The following is a 16,638-nucleotide window of genomic DNA, read 5'->3' as shown; positions in this document are numbered from 1 at the left end:
ATTCAGAGTGCAACGAGGAATCTAACTCGAGGATAGACACTTCACTTTGTTCTGGATAACAAACTTCGTTTTTATCAGGAGCCTTTGCCCTAAGCTCTTCCACCTTTAACCTCTATTTCTTCTTCGATCCAATAAAAACAATAACACCAGCAATGAGTACCAATCCGCCAACATAAGGAGGCCAATCCACTGTTTTTTGTTTGTCGGCCGAGATTTGGATGGGGCCAGCATCAACTACTTTTTCTTTTTTGGTGTAGGTAAAGCCGGTCCACACCAGCATTACAATGCCTACAATCATCAAAATAATACCTATTGTACGTCCCATATGTTTTAGAATTTAATTGTTGTATTAACAGATGGGCGGGCTTATGGTTTGCTGCTAAAAAGAGTAGCCAATTGCGAAGCTTGCGGAAAAATGAGAAAAATCGGCTTGATAAGTTGTACTGAAACCTTTGTAAGCAAAAAAATAGGTAAACTGAAAACTGCCGCGATCAAGTCTTGAATCGTCCAGAAATTCATATTTCTTTATGTCACTATCAAAACTCTTGTTAAAATTAGGGTGTCCACCAACAAACAGTTTGAATGCATGTTTAAAGTACTTATTTCTTCGATGATGAAATATAATTTCTGAAGAAATTCCAGTAGTCCAAACAGCTTTACTATTAGAAACGAGCAATCGTTTATAGGTTAAATCTCCATATAATTGTTTTCTAAATTCTGAATAGTTGCCAAATTCCCTGGTTAATGCATTTTCCCAATTAATAATCCTATAATCAGTATTGCCTCTGCTAGAAGTAAATTGATAACCTATTGACGAATTAATACCAATGCCTGAAGCTGTTTTATCAAAGGCATCTAAATAAACAATCTCATTTTTAGGGTCGTTTACTGGGGAATGGTCTTTACTTACCTTTCCATAATAGCTAAATAGCCCATAAGAAAAATTAATATTTTTATAGGTATGCCCGCGATTTATATTGAGGTAGCCTAATGTAACTGTTCCTTCGTCAGAGATGCCATCTGAGCCCACTATGCCAGAACTTATGGTAATATTAGATCTTACACTGTCCGCAACCATAGGTTTTTGCTTATAGGTCATGTCATTTCCAATACTTGCAGGAATAAGGTAACGAGTGCATGAACTTAAAAAAATAGGGACTAAACATAAAAAGAGAGCGTAATTATTTTTCATGAGAGCAACAATTTATTTCCTATTTGTACAAATGTATTAGTGCCAATGTTAAGATAGCATTAATTTGTTCGATAGGCAGGTCTTTGGTAGGGTCAATGGGCAGAACTTTCATCTTTGCTCTATTTTCTTGTATCAGGGATGGATGGTTAATCTGTTTGCCATCTACAAAGCCAATATAAGGCCAACCAGATTTCTTGTCTATCCTGGTATAGCAGAGCATTTTGCCACGGTAATAAAAGAAGGGAAAATTGAATTTCCATTCTTTGGTAATTTCAGGATCATGACCGGCAATTATATCCCTCAAAGCCAGTAAACAACTTCTTAAAGGCTCTTCTTTGCTAAGGTAATAATTGTCGAGCATGCTGGTCATTTTTGGTTACTCTACTTCAAAAAAGTCGGCCAAGCCACCTAAGAAATACTCTTCGATACCTTCGGTAAAATCTTCAAAATCTTCGTCAGGAATATTGGTTTGCCTAAACTCTAACGAAGTTCCATTTCCGTCAGGGTGAAGCTTGATGGTCACGATAGACGGTTCTCCATCGCCAAAATACCATTGCTGTACAATTTTCTTGTTTGGTTCAAACTCCAGGTTTTTGCCTACAATATCTCCTTCCCAGAAAGAAAATTCAGTATCAGGCGATTCGGTAAATTCTACCTCTGCGCCAGTCCACAACTGGATGCTCTGCGCTTTGGTCAAGGCTAAATAAACTTCATCTGGAGGTGCAGGTAGGGGCAGGTATTTTTTATAGTCTTTCATTATTCTCTTGTTGTGTTTGTTCGTTGATGTCTTGTATGCTTTGTCCTTCTGAATTTGGCATTGGCACATTAATATTACGAGATAAATCCATAATTAGTGCATTTCGCCAATCTTTTGCTGGATAGGTAAAGACAAAGGTTTGTTTCACTCTTTCTGATTTCAGAAAATAAATAGTCCAAATAACGGAAACTGCGATATCAAAAAATAATCTGGCAGTATTGGAGCTGTTCATGTCCAAGTCTGTATTTGCATTGATTAAGGCAACCATTCCGAGGTCGATAATGCTAACGATCAGGTAGCCAAGTCTAAAATAGATATAGAACATTGGCAGGCTTTTCCTTCGTTTAATAAATAGGATGACAAGCAAAATACTACATACGTAGATGAAAATATTTGCAATTCCCTCAAATATATAGGTAGATTTCAAAAGTAAACGACCAATGCCCGTTGCATTATTCGCTTGATCCCAGCTGGCCTGATCAAATATTGGAGAATTGATGATCGTATACATCATCATCAACGGTGTTAGGCAAGCGCCAATCAAAAGCAGGATCAGCCATCCGCCAATGGGTAAAGCCGTCTTGATTTGATCAAGGTCATAGTTTTCTTTTCTATGATACAGAAAAATACAAAAAGCGGTCGCTATGATGAAAGTAAAAACACCGATGGCGATCATCAGTTCATTTTTTGGTGTAATACTGTCGTCTACGCTATCAGATCCCCAATAAACATTATAAGCCAAATAGTCTAGGATATTCTTTCTGTCTTTTATATATTTTGAAAGATCTTCGGGAGCAATCTCGTCACTTAGATTGGCATATTTATAATCTAGAGTTAGCGTATCTGCGCTATGTTTCACGCTGTAATTAAAAGTATAATTGGCTGTGCTGATATCAATGTTTTTCTCTTTGATGTTCCAGCCTTCGGGTACGGCCACCTTAACCGTTTGATGGATATCAACAGGATATTTTAAAGCCATTGGACAAGGCCTGCCTTTGTTGATCTTTCTCAATTCAGAAGCAATCAGTTCACTGTAAAAAACAGCATTGTAACGGTTTGCAATCGAATCGTCTTTTTCCCAAAGGTCTTTTATCTCGTATTTTTCGATCAGTGTAACTACATTGTTTTTCTGATCGTCTTTGATTTCAATATTATTGACCTTGGCAATTCCCGGATAAAACTTAGTATAATACTCTAAATAACTTTTTTCCAGTTCCTCCATACCCGATGAATTGATTTGGCCTCTTATATCATCTGCATAGTTGGCTGTGTACGTTGAGGTAATATCTAAAACAGACTTGTTACCAAGCAAGGTATCGGCCAATTTGATGATGGAGATAGAGCTTAGCTTACCTGTTGGATTCGACTTTGCGAGTTCCAATTTGTCATTGCCTGGCTTAACCACCAGTGCGTTGGTGGTATAAGGAAAGTAATTGTCTTTAATTGGGCCGCGCTGGCCAGAAATGGTAGGATCTATCCAGATTTTTTTTCCTTCAAATTCAACCACCACAACAGCATGGTTAAATGCACCTGGGGTAGGTAGCAATTCATTGGTTTTGTATCCTAGATATGTATTTAAGTAAACAGGGAAAGCACTGATGCCATTGGCCTTTAGAAGGTTGACCAATAAAACAGATTTATCTTTGCAGTCTCCGTAACGTTGCTTCAATACTTTTTCTGGCGAATTTGGCCGATGGGAATACTCGCCCATTTCAATACCCATGTAGCGTACCTCGTCTTGTACAAATCTGGTAGCCAATTCTAAATAATTTGTTGTGTTTCCTTTGGCTTTGTCCTTCAGCTCTTTTACCTTTCCATTAAAGGTAATAGCTTTACTCAGGTCATAGTTGTTGATTTGCAGACCCCAGTCTACGATTTCTTTCCAGCTTTTGTATTCGCTTACCTGAACTCGGGCCAAAGGATCATACCAACTTGGTTCATAATCTTCATTATTGATGACTTTGGTAAGCTGACTTTGCCATTCGTAAATCTTTAGGTCGCCACGGTCTTTTGTTTTTTGCGCAGTTACATTATTGAAGCTTTTGAAGCACAACTGTCTGTCTTTCTTTGCTATAATATTGGCATAAACATTAACAATCTTACTGCCTCCCTCAAGGTAAAGTGTATTGTTATAGCTGTTGCTGAAAATGGGGTTTCTGCCTTGGATGGTATAGGCATATTCAATACGATCGCCCTTCCTTACATCGTCAAGAATTAGATAGGCATCGTACGTGCCGCTATAAATAAATCGAGAGAGCTCCTTTTCGTTTTGGAGAACTTTAAAAGCACTTGCATTGAGCTTGTCGATTGCTTGATTGTTGCGCCAAATAATGACCTTGTTAAAGACAAGCTTTTGATAAGAAGGATCGTAGGTTACAGAAATTTCTGAACCATTTTGCACGCCGTTATCCGATGCAATTTCTCTTCTTACATGCGAATAGGATTCATGAGTCTCAATATTGTTTTGCAGCTCATAAAGAGAAATATAATAACCGTCTTGAATGTCCCTGTCGGCCAGTTTTTGATCGGTTATCGTAATTTTTTCTAGCCAGGCAGGTTCTTTTCTGTCAACAGCAAAATTTTTCTTTTGTGCAAAGGCTAGAAGATTTGTAAAAAGTAATAAAAATACGAATAGGGATTTTTGAGGCGTTAATTTGTGCATTAGTGATAATAATATTTAGCGTTTCTTATTTAAAAGCATTTAGACCAGTTACGTCCATGCCAGTAATCAACAAATGCACATCGTGCGTGCCCTCGTAGGTTACTACAGATTCGAGGTTCATCATGTGGCGCATGATCGAATATTCGCCGGTAATGCCCATTCCGCCCAGCATTTGACGGGCGTTTCTGGCAATGTCCAAGGCAATTTCTACGCTGTTGCGTTTAGCCATCGAAATCTGCTCAGAACTAGCTCTGTTTTCACTTTTAAGCGTGCCTAATCGCCATACCAGCAATTGGCCTTTGGTAATTTCGGTAATCATTTCGGCCAATTTCTTTTGCTGCAATTGGAAGCCACCGATGGGTTTGCCAAATTGGATACGCTCTTTTGAATAGCGCAAAGCAGTATCATAGCAGTCCATCGCTGCACCCAAAGCACCCCAGGCAATACCATAGCGGGCTTGGTTTAAGCAACCTAAGGGACCTTTAAGTCCTTTTATATCTGGAAATACGTTTTCTTTGGGAACTTTTACGTTATCGAATACCAATTCGCCGGTGGCCGAAGCCCTTAAGCTCCATTTTCCATGGGTTTCTGGTGTAGTAAAGCCTTCCATGCCGCGCTCCAAAACCATTCCTCGTATTTTACCTTCTTCATCTTTTGCCCAAACTACAGCGATATCCGCAAAAGGGGCATTTGAAATCCACATCTTGGCACCATTCAATAAGTAGTGGTCGCCTTTGTCTTTAATGTTGCTCACCATGCCACCCGGATTTGAACCGAAATCTGGTTCCGTTAATCCAAAACAGCCCATTAATTCGCCAGTAGCCAATTTGGGCAGGTATTTTTTGCGTTGTTCTTCTGTGCCATAGGCATAAATAGGATACATGACCAAAGAACCCTGAACCGAAGCTGTAGAACGGATACCCGAATCGCCACGTTCAATTTCTTGCATGATAATGCCGTACGCCGTGTAATCTAATCCGGCACCGCCGTACTCAACAGGAATAGTTGGTCCAAAAGCACCGATCTCGCCAAGCCCTTTAATCAAGTGTTTGGGAAATTCTGCACGCTGTGCAAAATCTTCAATGATGGGGCTTACTTCTTTCTTTACCCAATCTCTTACCGTAGAACGGATAAGCAAATGTTCTTCAGATAAAAGTTCGTCCAATTGATAATAATCTGGGGCTTCGTAGAGGTCTTTTTTGGCTGATTTATTCATGTTTTACACTATATTTGGTTATACGATGTGATCAAACCAAAGGTAATAATTTAAAGAATGAGTAGTTAAAACCGTTCAAAAAATTAATTTTGCCGAAGATTTATCGCTTTAAATCATTTAAACCTAATGTTTGTACAAACTGTAGCCTTAAGAGACGTTAAATTTTATGCTTTTCACGGATTTTATCCCGAAGAACAGCTGACCGGAAATCATTTTTTGGTAGATGTTGAAGCCACTTTTATCCCTCAGAAAGGCGATACAGAAGACCTTTCGCTTACTGTAAATTACGAAGTGGTCAATGCCGTAATGAGGCAGGAGATGGAGCGTACGCAAAAACTGTTAGAAACCGTAGTTAAAAATATCATTGCTTCCTTAATTGAAACTTATCCCTTTCTGCAGACCTTAACGGTAGGAATCAGGAAACTGCATCCGCCAATGCCAGGAGAAATAGGCCATTCGTTTGTTCAGTTAAGTTATACTTCCCCAAATTAAAATGGAATACACCAAAATTACCAGTGCAATTTTAGCAGCCATTGAAGAAGCTGTTGGCGCAGCAAATGTTTTTGTTGATGACGAATCGCTGCAGAATTATGCGCATGATGAAACCGAAGACCTCCGCTATTTTCCAGAAGTAGTGGTGAAACCTAAAGATACGGCTGGTGTTTCGGCTTTGCTTAAATTGTGCAACCAGTATCACGTACCAGTAACTCCGAGGGGCGGAGGTACCGGGTTAAGTGGCGCAGCCTTGCCAGTTCATGGCGGGGTACTCTTGTCTATGGAGCGCTTCAAATCGATTATCGATATTGATACGGAAAACCTGCAGGCTACGGTAGAACCAGGCGTTATTACAGAAGTGTTTATGAGCGCCGTGGCCGAGAAAGGTTTGCTTTATCCGGTAGATCCCAGCAGCAAAGGCTCTTGCTTTATTGGGGGCAATGTAGCCCATGGTTCTGGTGGACCAAGGGTGGTTAAATATGGTACGATTAGAGAGTATATATTAAACCTGGAAGTGGTTTTAGCCAATGGCGATGTCATTTGGACAGGTGCCAACACGCTTAAATATGCTTCGGGCTATAACCTGACGCAATTGTTGATCGGCTCTGAAGGTACCTTGGGCGTAGTCACCAAAATTGTAACCAAGCTCATTCCCGCAAGCACGCAGAGTGTGTTGATGTTAGGTTCATTTACCACTAACGAATCGGCTTGCGCTGCTGTTTCTGCCATATTCAGGGCTGGAATTACACCATCGGCATTGGAGTTTATGGAACGAAAAGGAGTGGAATGGGTAATTCAGTTTGATGATATCAAGTTTGACCTCAAAGATAATGCGAATGCTTTTTTGATGATCGAATTTGATGGAGACGATTTAGATACCATCTTTGCAGCCTGCGAAAAAGTAAATATGGTACTCGAAGAATATGGTTGTACCGAAGTGCTTTTTGCAGATACCGCCCAGCAGAAAGAAGAGCTGTGGCGTATGCGCAGAACCATGGCCGAATCGGTTAAATCGAATTCTGTTTACAAGGAAGAAGATACGGTAGTGCCAAGGGCGGCCTTGCCAAAACTGATTAATGGCATTAAGGAAATTGGCGCCAAATATGGTTTCGAAAGTGTTTGTTATGGCCATGCAGGCGATGGCAACCTGCACATCAATATCATTAAAGCTGGCATGAGCGATGAAGATTGGAAATATAAGCTCAAAGACGGCATTGTGGAGATTTTTGAACTGACTACAGCTTTGGGTGGCACCATTTCTGGCGAGCACGGCATTGGCTTGGTGCAGAAAGACTATATGCCGATCAAATACAGCGAAATCCATCTCAACCTGATGCGCAACATCAAAAAGGTGTTTGATCCAAATGGTATCTTAAATCCTGGCAAGATCACACCCTAGTGCTTTGTCATCCTGAGCTTGTTGAAGGATTTTTTTGAGTTCTGGTCTTCGACAGGTTCAGATTGACATTAGACAGCGGTCAACTGCTCAAATTCTATCATTTTGTTTCTTTCCTTATCGGGAATAACCGTAGGGCTTTTGGTGGTGTAATCAAAGGTCACACATACGGTTTTTCCTTTGCTACACGGCACTTCTTTTCCGTTTACCGTTTTAACGATCAGGTATTCGAGATCGAAGCTTTTATTGCCAATTCTCGAAGTACGAACGTACATGCTGATCTTATCTTCTAAAAATATCGGTGCAATATAATCGATTGATGCTTGGCCTATCACTACACCGGTAGTCCGCCAATCCCAGTTAATGGCATGTTTCCAGTATTTGGTGCGCCCAATTTCCATGTAGGTGAAATAGATGGCATTGTTTACATGGCCCATCGCATCTATATCGGCAAAGCGGAGTTCGATGTTCGTTTTATACTTGAAACTGTCGAGATTACCGAGTTTATCTGACTTTTTGTCTTGTTGTTTTTCTTTTTTGCGCCAAAATGTCTTAAAAAACATAAATAAATGGTTTGGAATAGGGTTTGAATAAGGACAATTATAATTTGAAAAAAATAAAATAAACGGAGGAATATAAAATGACTTTAGTAAAATTCAACAACAAAACCAGAAACACAGCACCTTACTTTAACAATGTTTTCGATTCATTGTTTAGCGATGCCTTAAATAAAAACTATGGCGTAAACAAAGTGCCTCATGTAAACATTTACGAAGGTACAAACGAATACAAAATTGAGTTGGCTGCTCCAGGCTTGAAAAAAGAAGATTTTAAAATCGACTTGAAAAAAGATAACCTTTCTGTTTGGGTAGAAAAAAAAACAGAAAACACAGATGTACAAAAAGATTTTACACGCAAAGAATTTGAGTATAGCTCATTTGCCAGATCGTTTGTATTGCCAGAAGGCGTAGATGCAGATCAAATCACTGCAGCTTATACCGATGGAATTTTAACCATCACCATTGGTAAAAAAGACGAGGCTAAATTGGCACATAAAGAGATTGTAGTTTCATAATACAATAGTTTGATTTTGAGTTTAAGGTTGATAAGGGCACACCGGATGGTGCTGCCCTTATCTTTTTTATAACATTTCGTCATTCCCTCGCAGTAAAGATTTGCTGATGAAAACCTCTAACTGGAAACTGTAAAATTAAAACTGTTAACTGAACGGGCTATTTAGAACAGTTATTAGTTGATTCTCGCCATATTTTCTTATATTTTTGCGGCATGGAAAGAGAAATCCTTGATACCAAGCGTAAAGCCTTAAAAATAAACCTCGACGAAAAAATTTATGGCACGTTTGCTGAGATAGGAGCTGGGCAGGAGGTAGCCCGGAATTTTTTTACTGCTGGAGCTGCATCGGGTACAGTAGCCAAAACTATGTCGGCTTACGACATGACTTTTAGTGATGCCATTTATGGCGCAGAGCCATCGGGCCGCTATGTAAGCCAAAACAGGCTGTTGCGTATGCTCGACCATGAGTTTGGCTTGTTAAACGAACGTCTTTCTGGTGTGAAATACGAATCGCGTACTTTCTTCGCCTTTGCCAATACCGTAACTACCTTAAACTTTAAGCGTACCAATGAGCCTCATGGCTGGATCGGAATTCAGTTCCAAACCGAGCCGGGTGGTTTGCCAAATGAGATATTTTTTCACGTACGTTTGCTCGATACCGATGTAAATATGCAGCAAAGGGTATTGGGCATCATTGGCGTAAATTTGGTGTTTGCTGCTTTTTACCTCTATCAAGATCCTAAAATGATGATCGAATCGTTGGCCGATAACCTAACCGTTGGCTCTGTAGAGATCGACCTGATTTCGGTAAAAGGACCAGCCTTTGGTGAAGTCAATAACATTTTGTTGAATCTCTACCTGATCATGAAAGACTTTTCTGCTGCCGCTATTTTCGATGCAGAGGGCCATCCACGCCAGGCAAAAGATCTTCTTTACAAAAAGGACATCATGATTTTGCGTACCAAATATGGTCAGAAATCTAATCCAAACTTTAATCTCTTTAACAAGGCTACCGAACAGTTTACCCGTACCAATGGAGTAGAGCCGGGCAATTTGAGCGTATTGATTGAAGTTTTGCTCACCAATGTACTTACCGATGAGCAGGAAACCCCTGATGATATCGATTTGGAATCTGTAGCCAAACGTGCCGAAGACATGTGCAACACCGGCAACTTGGTGATCGTGTCTAATTTTACCCGCCACAACAGATTGGCCAAGTATTTAGATCGTTGCCGACCAAAAAGCGTTGGAATTTCTACCAATATCAATAACCTGAAATTCGTGTTCAATTCGACCAATTTCGGCGAGAATTATTCTAGCCAGCTCTTGGCTTATGTGAGTGATATGTTTACCAAGAATGTAAAGCTTTTTGCCTATCCGTTTATGGACAAAAAGAGCAATAAGGTAATTACCACATCGAATATGCCAGTAACGCCAGAAGCAAAGCCATTATTCGATTTCTTGTTGGTAAACGGTTACATTACCGATATCAAAGACTATAGCGAAGAGGACGTGAAGACGGCTTAATCAAATTTTTATTGATCTTTATAAGGGTTAGTTTTCAATAAATTCAAAATGGCTTCTCTCAATAAGTTAATTTTTCTTTAAAGATATTTCGAGAGGAACATATCCATTGAATTTACCAATATACTTAACATCAGATCCAGAAACTTTAGTAATTTGAAAAGTATGAGAATACTTATCAGCAGGATCAGAAATAGCAAAATAAATCTCACCATTTTCACCAGGTGAGCTAAACTGAATTTTGTATTCACCTGATAAAGGTATAAAATCAGAGAAGGCGCTGTCAAGAGAAACCGTTGTTATTTTTAGTTTCATAGTGGTGTTCACAAAAGATATTAGTCCACTAACGTTTGCTCCAGATAAATTTATAAATTTAACTTCATATTGTTTTAGGAAAAAAGCATTTTTGTACTTGAGACCTTCTTTACTGTGCTCTAATTCATTTTGACTTCTTTTGTTCTCATTTTTTACATTCTTAAGTTCGGAATTAATGTCGTTAAATTTATTTACTAGTTCGTTGTATTTAGATATTGCTTCAGAAACGTTAAGTTTTAGCTGATCATTTTCAACTTGTATTTCAGTTTGGGTGTTATAAAAAGTAGTGAGCTGAACCACTTTTTCTCTCAGTTGCCCTTCTAGCTCTTGGTGTCTAGCAATTGAAACATAACCTTTATCAACAGATTTCTTTAATATGGCGGCATCAAGTTCGATATTCCTATTAGCATGAAACTTTTTTATTTCATTTCGTATAAAAGGATAGATGAACGTATAGGAAACTGAAAAACAAAATGGCAAAAGGAAACTGTCATAAAAATTAAGATAGCCATTAAAGGCATCAATGTATGAGGCTTGCAGATCCCTATATAAGTCATCTTGCTTGTAGAAAAACAGGGTGATTGGAATTTTCCAGTTCAATAAAAGCCAAGAAATAATGAATGATCCAAACAATGGGCTTGAAACCCTTTCTTTCAGTTCGGAAAAGAAATCTTTAATTGTTTCCATCTTTTGAGAGGTTAAAGTCAAATTTAAGTATTTTTTGCTGGTTTTGTTTGATACTAAAGATTATACAGAAGAGGACGTATAAATGCTTAATCAAAATTTTTATTGCTAGCTTAAATAGGATATTGTATTTTAGTGAAATGAGACTAAATCGATTTATCTTGACGCTTTTTATGGCGGTTCCATTGTTTGCCAATGCCCAGACTTCTGGCAATCCATTGTTTCCAGGTTGGTATGCCGATCCTGAGGCCATTATTTTTGGCAAAACCTATTGGATTTATCCTACCTATTCGGCCAAATATAGGGAACAGGTGTTTATGGATGCCTTTTCTTCCAAAGACCTGATCACTTGGACCAAGCACCCGAGGATTATTGATACAGCTTCCATTAAATGGGCTAACAAAGCGATGTGGGCACCATCTATTACCCAAAAAGACGGCAAATATTACTTGTTTTTTGGAGCCAATGATATCCAAAGCGACAAAGAAATAGGCGGCATTGGGGTAGCGGTGGCCGATAAGCCTGAGGGACCGTTTAAAGATCACTTGGGGAAGCCTTTAGTGGATAAATTTTATAACAAGGCACAGCCGATTGACCAGTTTGTATTTAAAGATAAGGATAGCCAATATTACCTGATTTATGGTGGCTGGTCGCATTGCAACATTGCCAAGCTGAATAATGATTTTACAGGCTTTGTGCCTTTTAGTGATGGCACTACATTTAAAGAAATTACACCAGAAGGTTATACAGAAGGCCCTTTCATGTTCATCAGAAATGGCAAATACTATTTCATGTGGTCTGAAGGAGGCTGGACCGGTCCCGATTATTATGTGGCCTATGCCGTGGCCGATTCGCCTTTAGGTCCGTTTAAGCGCATTGGCAGGATATTGAAGCAGGATCCGACTATAGCTACAGGCGCTGGCCATCATTCGGTTATCCACGACGAGAAGAAAGATTTATATTACATCGTTTACCACAGGAGGCCATTGGGCGAAACAGATGGTAATCATCGCGCAACTTGCATAGACTTGATGACCTTTGATAAAGATGGATTGATCAATCCGGTTAAGATTACCAAAGAAGGGGTGAAGAAGAATAAGTTATAAATGTAAGATGTAAAAGGGAAGCTGTAAGGCTCTCGGTTTCATCATTGCGAAGAACGATTGATGGAGCAATCTTTTATCGGAAAGCTAATGGATGGAGAATTGCTTAATTGTTGAACTGTTTAATCGATGAATTGCCAATTTTCCATCTTACCTTTTCCATCTACCATCTTACCTCCCATAAATATCCGGTATCACAATAGCCATTTGCCTTTCTACATTTTCTATGGCCTTAAAGCCGAATTGCTCGTAAAGTCCATGCGCATCTAAGGTGGTTAAATGGTAGCGCCTCAAGCCTTGCAGGTCTGGATGGAACATCATCAGCGACATTAGTTTTTTAGACAATCCTAAGCCTCTAAAATCGTTTTTAACATACACATCGCACAAATAGGCATAAGTTGCCTTATCGGTTATCCAGCGCGAAAAAGCTACCTGTTCGCCATCTTTGTAAATGCCAAAGCAAAGCGAGTTTTCGATTGATCTTTGTACGGTTTCGAAAGGAATGTTTTTGGCCCAATACGATTCTTCGCTCAGGTACTGGTGCACGGCTTTTACATCAACCAGATTCCTGTCGTCAGAAAAAATAAAGCCATTTTCTTGGATTTCCATGTTTGAGAAGGTGGAAGGTTAAAGGGATGAAGGTGAAATGGGGAATAGGAAATAAAGAATAAGTAAATCAGGGAATAGCTCTTTTAACTAAAAACGTATAACCTACAACTCATAACACACCACTCAATTAATTCCTCATATTAATAAACTGCAAGGGCTGTCCGAAGTCTTCGCCACGGCACAAAGAGATTACTTTTTGCAAATCGTCAATGTTTTTGCCCTGTACGCGAACCTGGTCGTCCATCATCGAAGCCTGTACTTTTAGCTTGCTGTCTTTGATTTTGGCTACGATTTTCTTGGCGGCTTCCTTATCTATCCCTTCTTTAATCTGCAGTTCTTTTCTAATCATATTGCCCGAAGCGATGTGTTCTTTTCCAAAATCCAAACTTTTAGGGTCTAAATTTTGTTTCATCATGCGAGAGATGATCGAATCGGTGATGGCTTTCAAACGCATATCATCTTCGGTTACGATGGTGATCTGATTGGTTTTTTTATCCAAATCAATCGTGCTTTTCGAACCATTGAAATCGTAACGGTTTAAGATCTCCTTTTTAGCATTGTTGACGGCGTTATCGAGAGTTTGCGCATCTACTTTGCTTACAATATCAAAACTGGGCATAGGGTTAGCTTTAGTTAAAGAAATTAGTTAGATTTAATACAAAAAATATTGCCTACAAAAAACGCTAAAAAATAAATGAAACCATCATGATTTTGCAATTAAAATCTAAAACGTTAAATGTCGAGATTTCATTACCCTCAAATTAAACTGTTTCCGATTGATCGGCAACATTCACTGATAAAGATAAAAACAAAAAAACTTCAATAATTAAAAAGCAAATGAAAACCAATAAAACTAAAGCCAAGAAAAAAACGGCTAAAAAAGTCGTTAAAAAGCAAATAGAACAAAGCCTAACCGAAAAATTTTTAGAAGCAGTTAAAGGGTTGGGCCACAATGCCGAACTCATAGCCGATGATATTGCCAAGGCAAGCAAAGTAGCGGCCAGAAAGCTTTCGAAAAAATTCAAGGAAGTAAAAGAGGCGGTAGAAAACAAAATAGAAGACCTTAAAACCCCTAACGAACCTGTTGCACCTGTTAAAACTGTGAAAAAGGCGGTAAGCAAAACTGTTAAAAAAGCATCTAAACCGGTTAAAAAAGCAGTAAGCAAAGCGGCGCCTGCTGTAAGTAGCGTTAAAGTTGCTACAATAGCAAGCGAGCAAAAAGTAGCCTCGGTAATGAAAAAGGCACCAGCGAAGAAAGCTCCAGTAAAAACCGCTGCTAGCCAAGCTGCAACTCAACCAAAAGTTATGGAAAAGAAACCAACAGCCAATTCGGCTCAAGAAACCAAAAAAGCAGTGGTAAAAGCAGTAACCAATAATCCTGTAAAGAAAGTGGCCACAAAAGCTATCCCTCCAAAGACAAATACAACGACCAAAAAATAGCCTTGGTTAAAATTCTTGGAGAGATTAGTTTATAATTAACACTAACTTAACACTGAAATTCGCAGATTTGGAAATCCGCCGATCAAATCTGCGGATTTTTTTGATTTGACTACATGGCTAAAAAAAAGCTTCCATTTTTAAATAGAGAAATCAGTTGGCTATATTTTAATGAAAGGGTATTGCAGGAGGCTGCCGATGAGACAGTTCCTTTAATTGAACGCATTAAATTCTTGTCTATCTTCTCTTCGAACCTGGAAGAGTTTTACCGTGTGAGGGTAGCCACCCTAAGTCGTTTGGTAAACCTGAACGAAAAGGCGAAGGCTTTGTTGGGCTTCAATCCCAAAAAGGTGCTTAACGAGATCAAAAATATTGTAGTAAAGCACGAACGCAGGTTTGAGGCTTTATTTCAGGCTACCTTGATCAACGAACTGGCCCAAAACCGTATTTTCATTTTAAACGATACCCAGCTGAACGTGGCCAGGGGCGAGTTTGTGCGAAACCATTTTAGAGACAAGATTTTATCTAACCTGGTTCCGATCATGATCGATTTGGATGATCCTTTTCCGGAGCTCAAAGACCGTTACCTCTATTTTTTTGTAAGGCTGAAGAAAAAAGGAGCCAAAAAAGGTGAAAAATACGCCTTGATTGAACTGCCTGAGAACCTGCCCCGCTTTTTGGTGCTGCCAGAAACCAATGGACTCAAGTTTATCATCTTGGCAGAAGATATCATCAAATACTGCTTGGATGATATTTTCTATGTGTTCAATTATAACCAATTAGAGGCTTTTTCGATTCAATTGACTCGAGATGCCGAATTGGATATCGACAAAAATATCAGCGACAAATTTATCGAAGAACTGAAAAGCAGTTTGGATAAACGCAAAAAAGGCAAGCCGATGCGTTTGCTTTACGATGCCGAAATGCCTTTCGAAATGCTGAGCGTTTTGGTCAACAAAATGAAAATAGAGGCCGAAGGATTGATCCCTGGCAACCGTTACCATCGTTTTGGCGACTTTATCGCTTTCCCTAACGTAGGTTCCAGTGATTTGGAGTATCCGCCAGTTGCTCCATTAAAGGTTCATGGCCTGCACCGCACCGAGAGTATTTTCAACAAGTTAGCCACAAGAGATTATGTGGTAAACCTTCCATACCAATCTTACGATTACATCATTTTATTCTTAAGAGAGGCAGCCATCGATCCAAAGGTAACCGAAATCAATATTACGCTTTACCGCCTAGCCGAGAATTCTAAGGTGATCAATGCCTTAATCAACGCCGCCAAAAACGGCAAAAAAGTAAACTGCTTGGTTGAGCTCAAGGCCAGGTTTGATGAAAAGGCCAATATTTTTTGGACCAACCGCTTAATGGAAGAAGGCGTAAACGTAAATTATGGCCTAACCGATTATAAGGTACACTCTAAAATTTGCCTGGTGAAGCGAATGGAAAAAGGCAAGGCGATGTACTATGCGAATTTGGCTACTGGTAACTTTAACGAGAAAACGGCCCGCATCTATTGCGATCACAGCATATTTACCGCCAAAAAGGAAATTACTTTAGATCTGCTCAAACTATTTAATGCCTTAAACAAGCGAACGGTAGCAAAAGATTTTAAGCACCTCATTGTATCGCCATTGGATTCGAGGGACAAGATTTATACGCTGATCAACCGCGAAATGAGATTTGCCAAGGCAGGTAAGCCAGCTTATATGATCTTAAAGGTGAACAGTTTGGCTGATGAAGGCATCGTGCAAAAACTATATGATGCCAGCAACGCCGGAGTTCAGATCAGGCTCATTGTGCGTGGCATTTGTTGCCTCGTGCCGGGTATGCCTGGTTTTAGCGAAAACATTACGGTAATCAGTATTATCGATAAGTTTCTGGAACATGCACGGGTATTTATTTTTGGCAATAATGGCAAGGAAGAAATGTTTCTTTCTTCGGCCGATTTAATGAGCCGAAACTTTGAACATCGGGTAGAAGTAGGTTTTCCAGTGCTCGATGAACAAGTGAAGCAGGAAATCAGGGATATCATCGAATTTCAGTTGCAAGACAACGTCAAAGCCCGCGACATTACCAAATTAAACAATAACAAATACCATAAAAACCGCTTGGGTACCAAAATAAGGGCTCAGGTGCAGACTTATAACTACCTCAAAAACAAACACCAATAA

17 protein-coding genes are annotated in these 16,638 nt (G+C 39.4%); 7 read left to right on the top strand and 10 right to left on the bottom strand.

What is annotated here, in order from left to right:
* Window positions 1-112 precede the first annotated feature (112 nt).
* Genes AC570H_RS08220 through AC570H_RS08195 form a run of 6 tightly spaced genes read right to left on the bottom strand, consistent with a single transcriptional unit; the run spans window position 113 to window position 5,827 of the window.
* A complete protein-coding gene (locus AC570H_RS08220; protein ID WP_497353570.1) occupies window positions 113-325 on the bottom strand; it encodes a YidH family protein in 213 nt (70 codons plus the stop codon).
* A gap of 54 nt (window positions 326-379) precedes the next feature.
* Window positions 380-1,192, bottom strand: a complete 813-nt coding sequence (locus AC570H_RS08215) for a hypothetical protein (protein ID WP_497353568.1) — start codon at window positions 1,190-1,192, stop codon at window positions 380-382.
* Window positions 1,193-1,211: 19 nt separating this feature from the next.
* A complete protein-coding gene (locus tag AC570H_RS08210; protein ID WP_497353566.1) occupies window positions 1,212-1,553 on the bottom strand; it encodes a DUF1801 domain-containing protein in 342 nt (113 codons plus the stop codon).
* A gap of 15 nt (window positions 1,554-1,568) precedes the next feature.
* A complete protein-coding gene (locus AC570H_RS08205) occupies window positions 1,569-1,949 on the bottom strand; it encodes an SRPBCC domain-containing protein (protein WP_497353564.1) in 381 nt (126 codons plus the stop codon).
* The gene (locus AC570H_RS08200) at window positions 1,936-4,611 is read right to left on the bottom strand and encodes a DUF3857 domain-containing protein (RefSeq protein WP_497353562.1); all 2,676 of its coding nucleotides are present in this window, start codon (window positions 4,609-4,611) and stop codon (window positions 1,936-1,938) included. The genes AC570H_RS08205 and AC570H_RS08200 overlap by 14 nt, the downstream gene beginning before the upstream one ends.
* Before the next feature lie 25 nt (window positions 4,612-4,636).
* Window positions 4,637-5,827, bottom strand: a complete 1,191-nt coding sequence (locus tag AC570H_RS08195; RefSeq protein ID WP_497353560.1) for an acyl-CoA dehydrogenase family protein — start codon at window positions 5,825-5,827, stop codon at window positions 4,637-4,639.
* Between the two features lie 126 nt (window positions 5,828-5,953).
* Here AC570H_RS08195 and folB point away from each other — a divergent pair, with 126 nt between their 5' ends.
* Both folB and AC570H_RS08185 read left to right on the top strand, forming a co-directional pair.
* On the top strand, window positions 5,954-6,319 hold the full coding sequence (folB, locus tag AC570H_RS08190) for a dihydroneopterin aldolase (RefSeq protein WP_497353558.1): 366 nt from the start codon (window positions 5,954-5,956) through the stop codon (window positions 6,317-6,319).
* A gap of 1 nt (window position 6,320) precedes the next feature.
* Window positions 6,321-7,721, top strand: coding sequence for an FAD-binding oxidoreductase (locus AC570H_RS08185; protein WP_497353556.1), 1,401 nt, complete (start codon window positions 6,321-6,323; stop codon window positions 7,719-7,721).
* A 68-nt stretch (window positions 7,722-7,789) separates the two neighbouring features.
* Here AC570H_RS08185 and AC570H_RS08180 read toward each other — a convergent pair whose 3' ends face one another.
* Entirely contained in the window at window positions 7,790-8,281 is a 492-nt protein-coding gene (locus AC570H_RS08180; protein ID WP_497353554.1) for an acyl-CoA thioesterase, read from the bottom strand.
* 77 nt (window positions 8,282-8,358) lie between these two features.
* Here AC570H_RS08180 and AC570H_RS08175 point away from each other — a divergent pair, with 77 nt between their 5' ends.
* Window positions 8,359-8,793 carry an Hsp20/alpha crystallin family protein gene (locus AC570H_RS08175; protein ID WP_497353552.1) on the top strand — a complete coding sequence of 145 codons (435 nt, stop codon included), beginning with the start codon at window positions 8,359-8,361 and terminating at the stop codon, window positions 8,791-8,793.
* A 212-nt stretch (window positions 8,794-9,005) separates the two neighbouring features.
* Window positions 9,006-10,319, top strand: coding sequence for a nicotinamide mononucleotide adenylyltransferase (locus AC570H_RS08170; protein ID WP_497353550.1), 1,314 nt, complete (start codon window positions 9,006-9,008; stop codon window positions 10,317-10,319).
* Window positions 10,320-10,385: 66 nt separating this feature from the next.
* On the opposite strand, the gene AC570H_RS08165 is transcribed toward AC570H_RS08170, so the two are convergent.
* Window positions 10,386-11,318 (bottom strand): hypothetical protein, encoded by a 933-nt coding sequence (locus tag AC570H_RS08165; RefSeq protein ID WP_497353548.1) that lies wholly within the window; start codon window positions 11,316-11,318, stop codon window positions 10,386-10,388.
* 170 nt (window positions 11,319-11,488) lie between these two features.
* On the opposite strand from AC570H_RS08165, the gene AC570H_RS08160 reads away from it, so the two are divergent.
* A complete protein-coding gene (locus AC570H_RS08160) occupies window positions 11,489-12,421 on the top strand; it encodes a glycoside hydrolase family 43 protein (RefSeq protein ID WP_497353546.1) in 933 nt (310 codons plus the stop codon).
* Window positions 12,422-12,589: 168 nt separating this feature from the next.
* Here AC570H_RS08160 and AC570H_RS08155 read toward each other — a convergent pair whose 3' ends face one another.
* Together AC570H_RS08155 and AC570H_RS08150 are read right to left on the bottom strand one after the other, a co-directional pair.
* Window positions 12,590-13,027, bottom strand: a complete 438-nt coding sequence (locus tag AC570H_RS08155) for a GNAT family N-acetyltransferase (protein WP_497353544.1) — start codon at window positions 13,025-13,027, stop codon at window positions 12,590-12,592.
* A gap of 127 nt (window positions 13,028-13,154) precedes the next feature.
* Window positions 13,155-13,646 (bottom strand): YajQ family cyclic di-GMP-binding protein, encoded by a 492-nt coding sequence (locus AC570H_RS08150; protein ID WP_497353542.1) that lies wholly within the window; start codon window positions 13,644-13,646, stop codon window positions 13,155-13,157.
* A 218-nt stretch (window positions 13,647-13,864) separates the two neighbouring features.
* On the opposite strand from AC570H_RS08150, the gene AC570H_RS08145 reads away from it, so the two are divergent.
* Window positions 13,865-14,467, top strand: coding sequence for a hypothetical protein (locus AC570H_RS08145; protein ID WP_497353540.1), 603 nt, complete (start codon window positions 13,865-13,867; stop codon window positions 14,465-14,467).
* Between the two features lie 113 nt (window positions 14,468-14,580).
* Window positions 14,581-16,638, top strand: a complete 2,058-nt coding sequence (gene ppk1 / locus AC570H_RS08140) for a polyphosphate kinase 1 (protein WP_497353538.1) — start codon at window positions 14,581-14,583, stop codon at window positions 16,636-16,638.

Source organism: Pedobacter sp. B4419, from assembly GCF_059693725.1.
The sequence above is the reverse complement of the archived record's forward strand: the minus strand, read 5'-3'. Positions and strand labels throughout refer to the sequence as shown.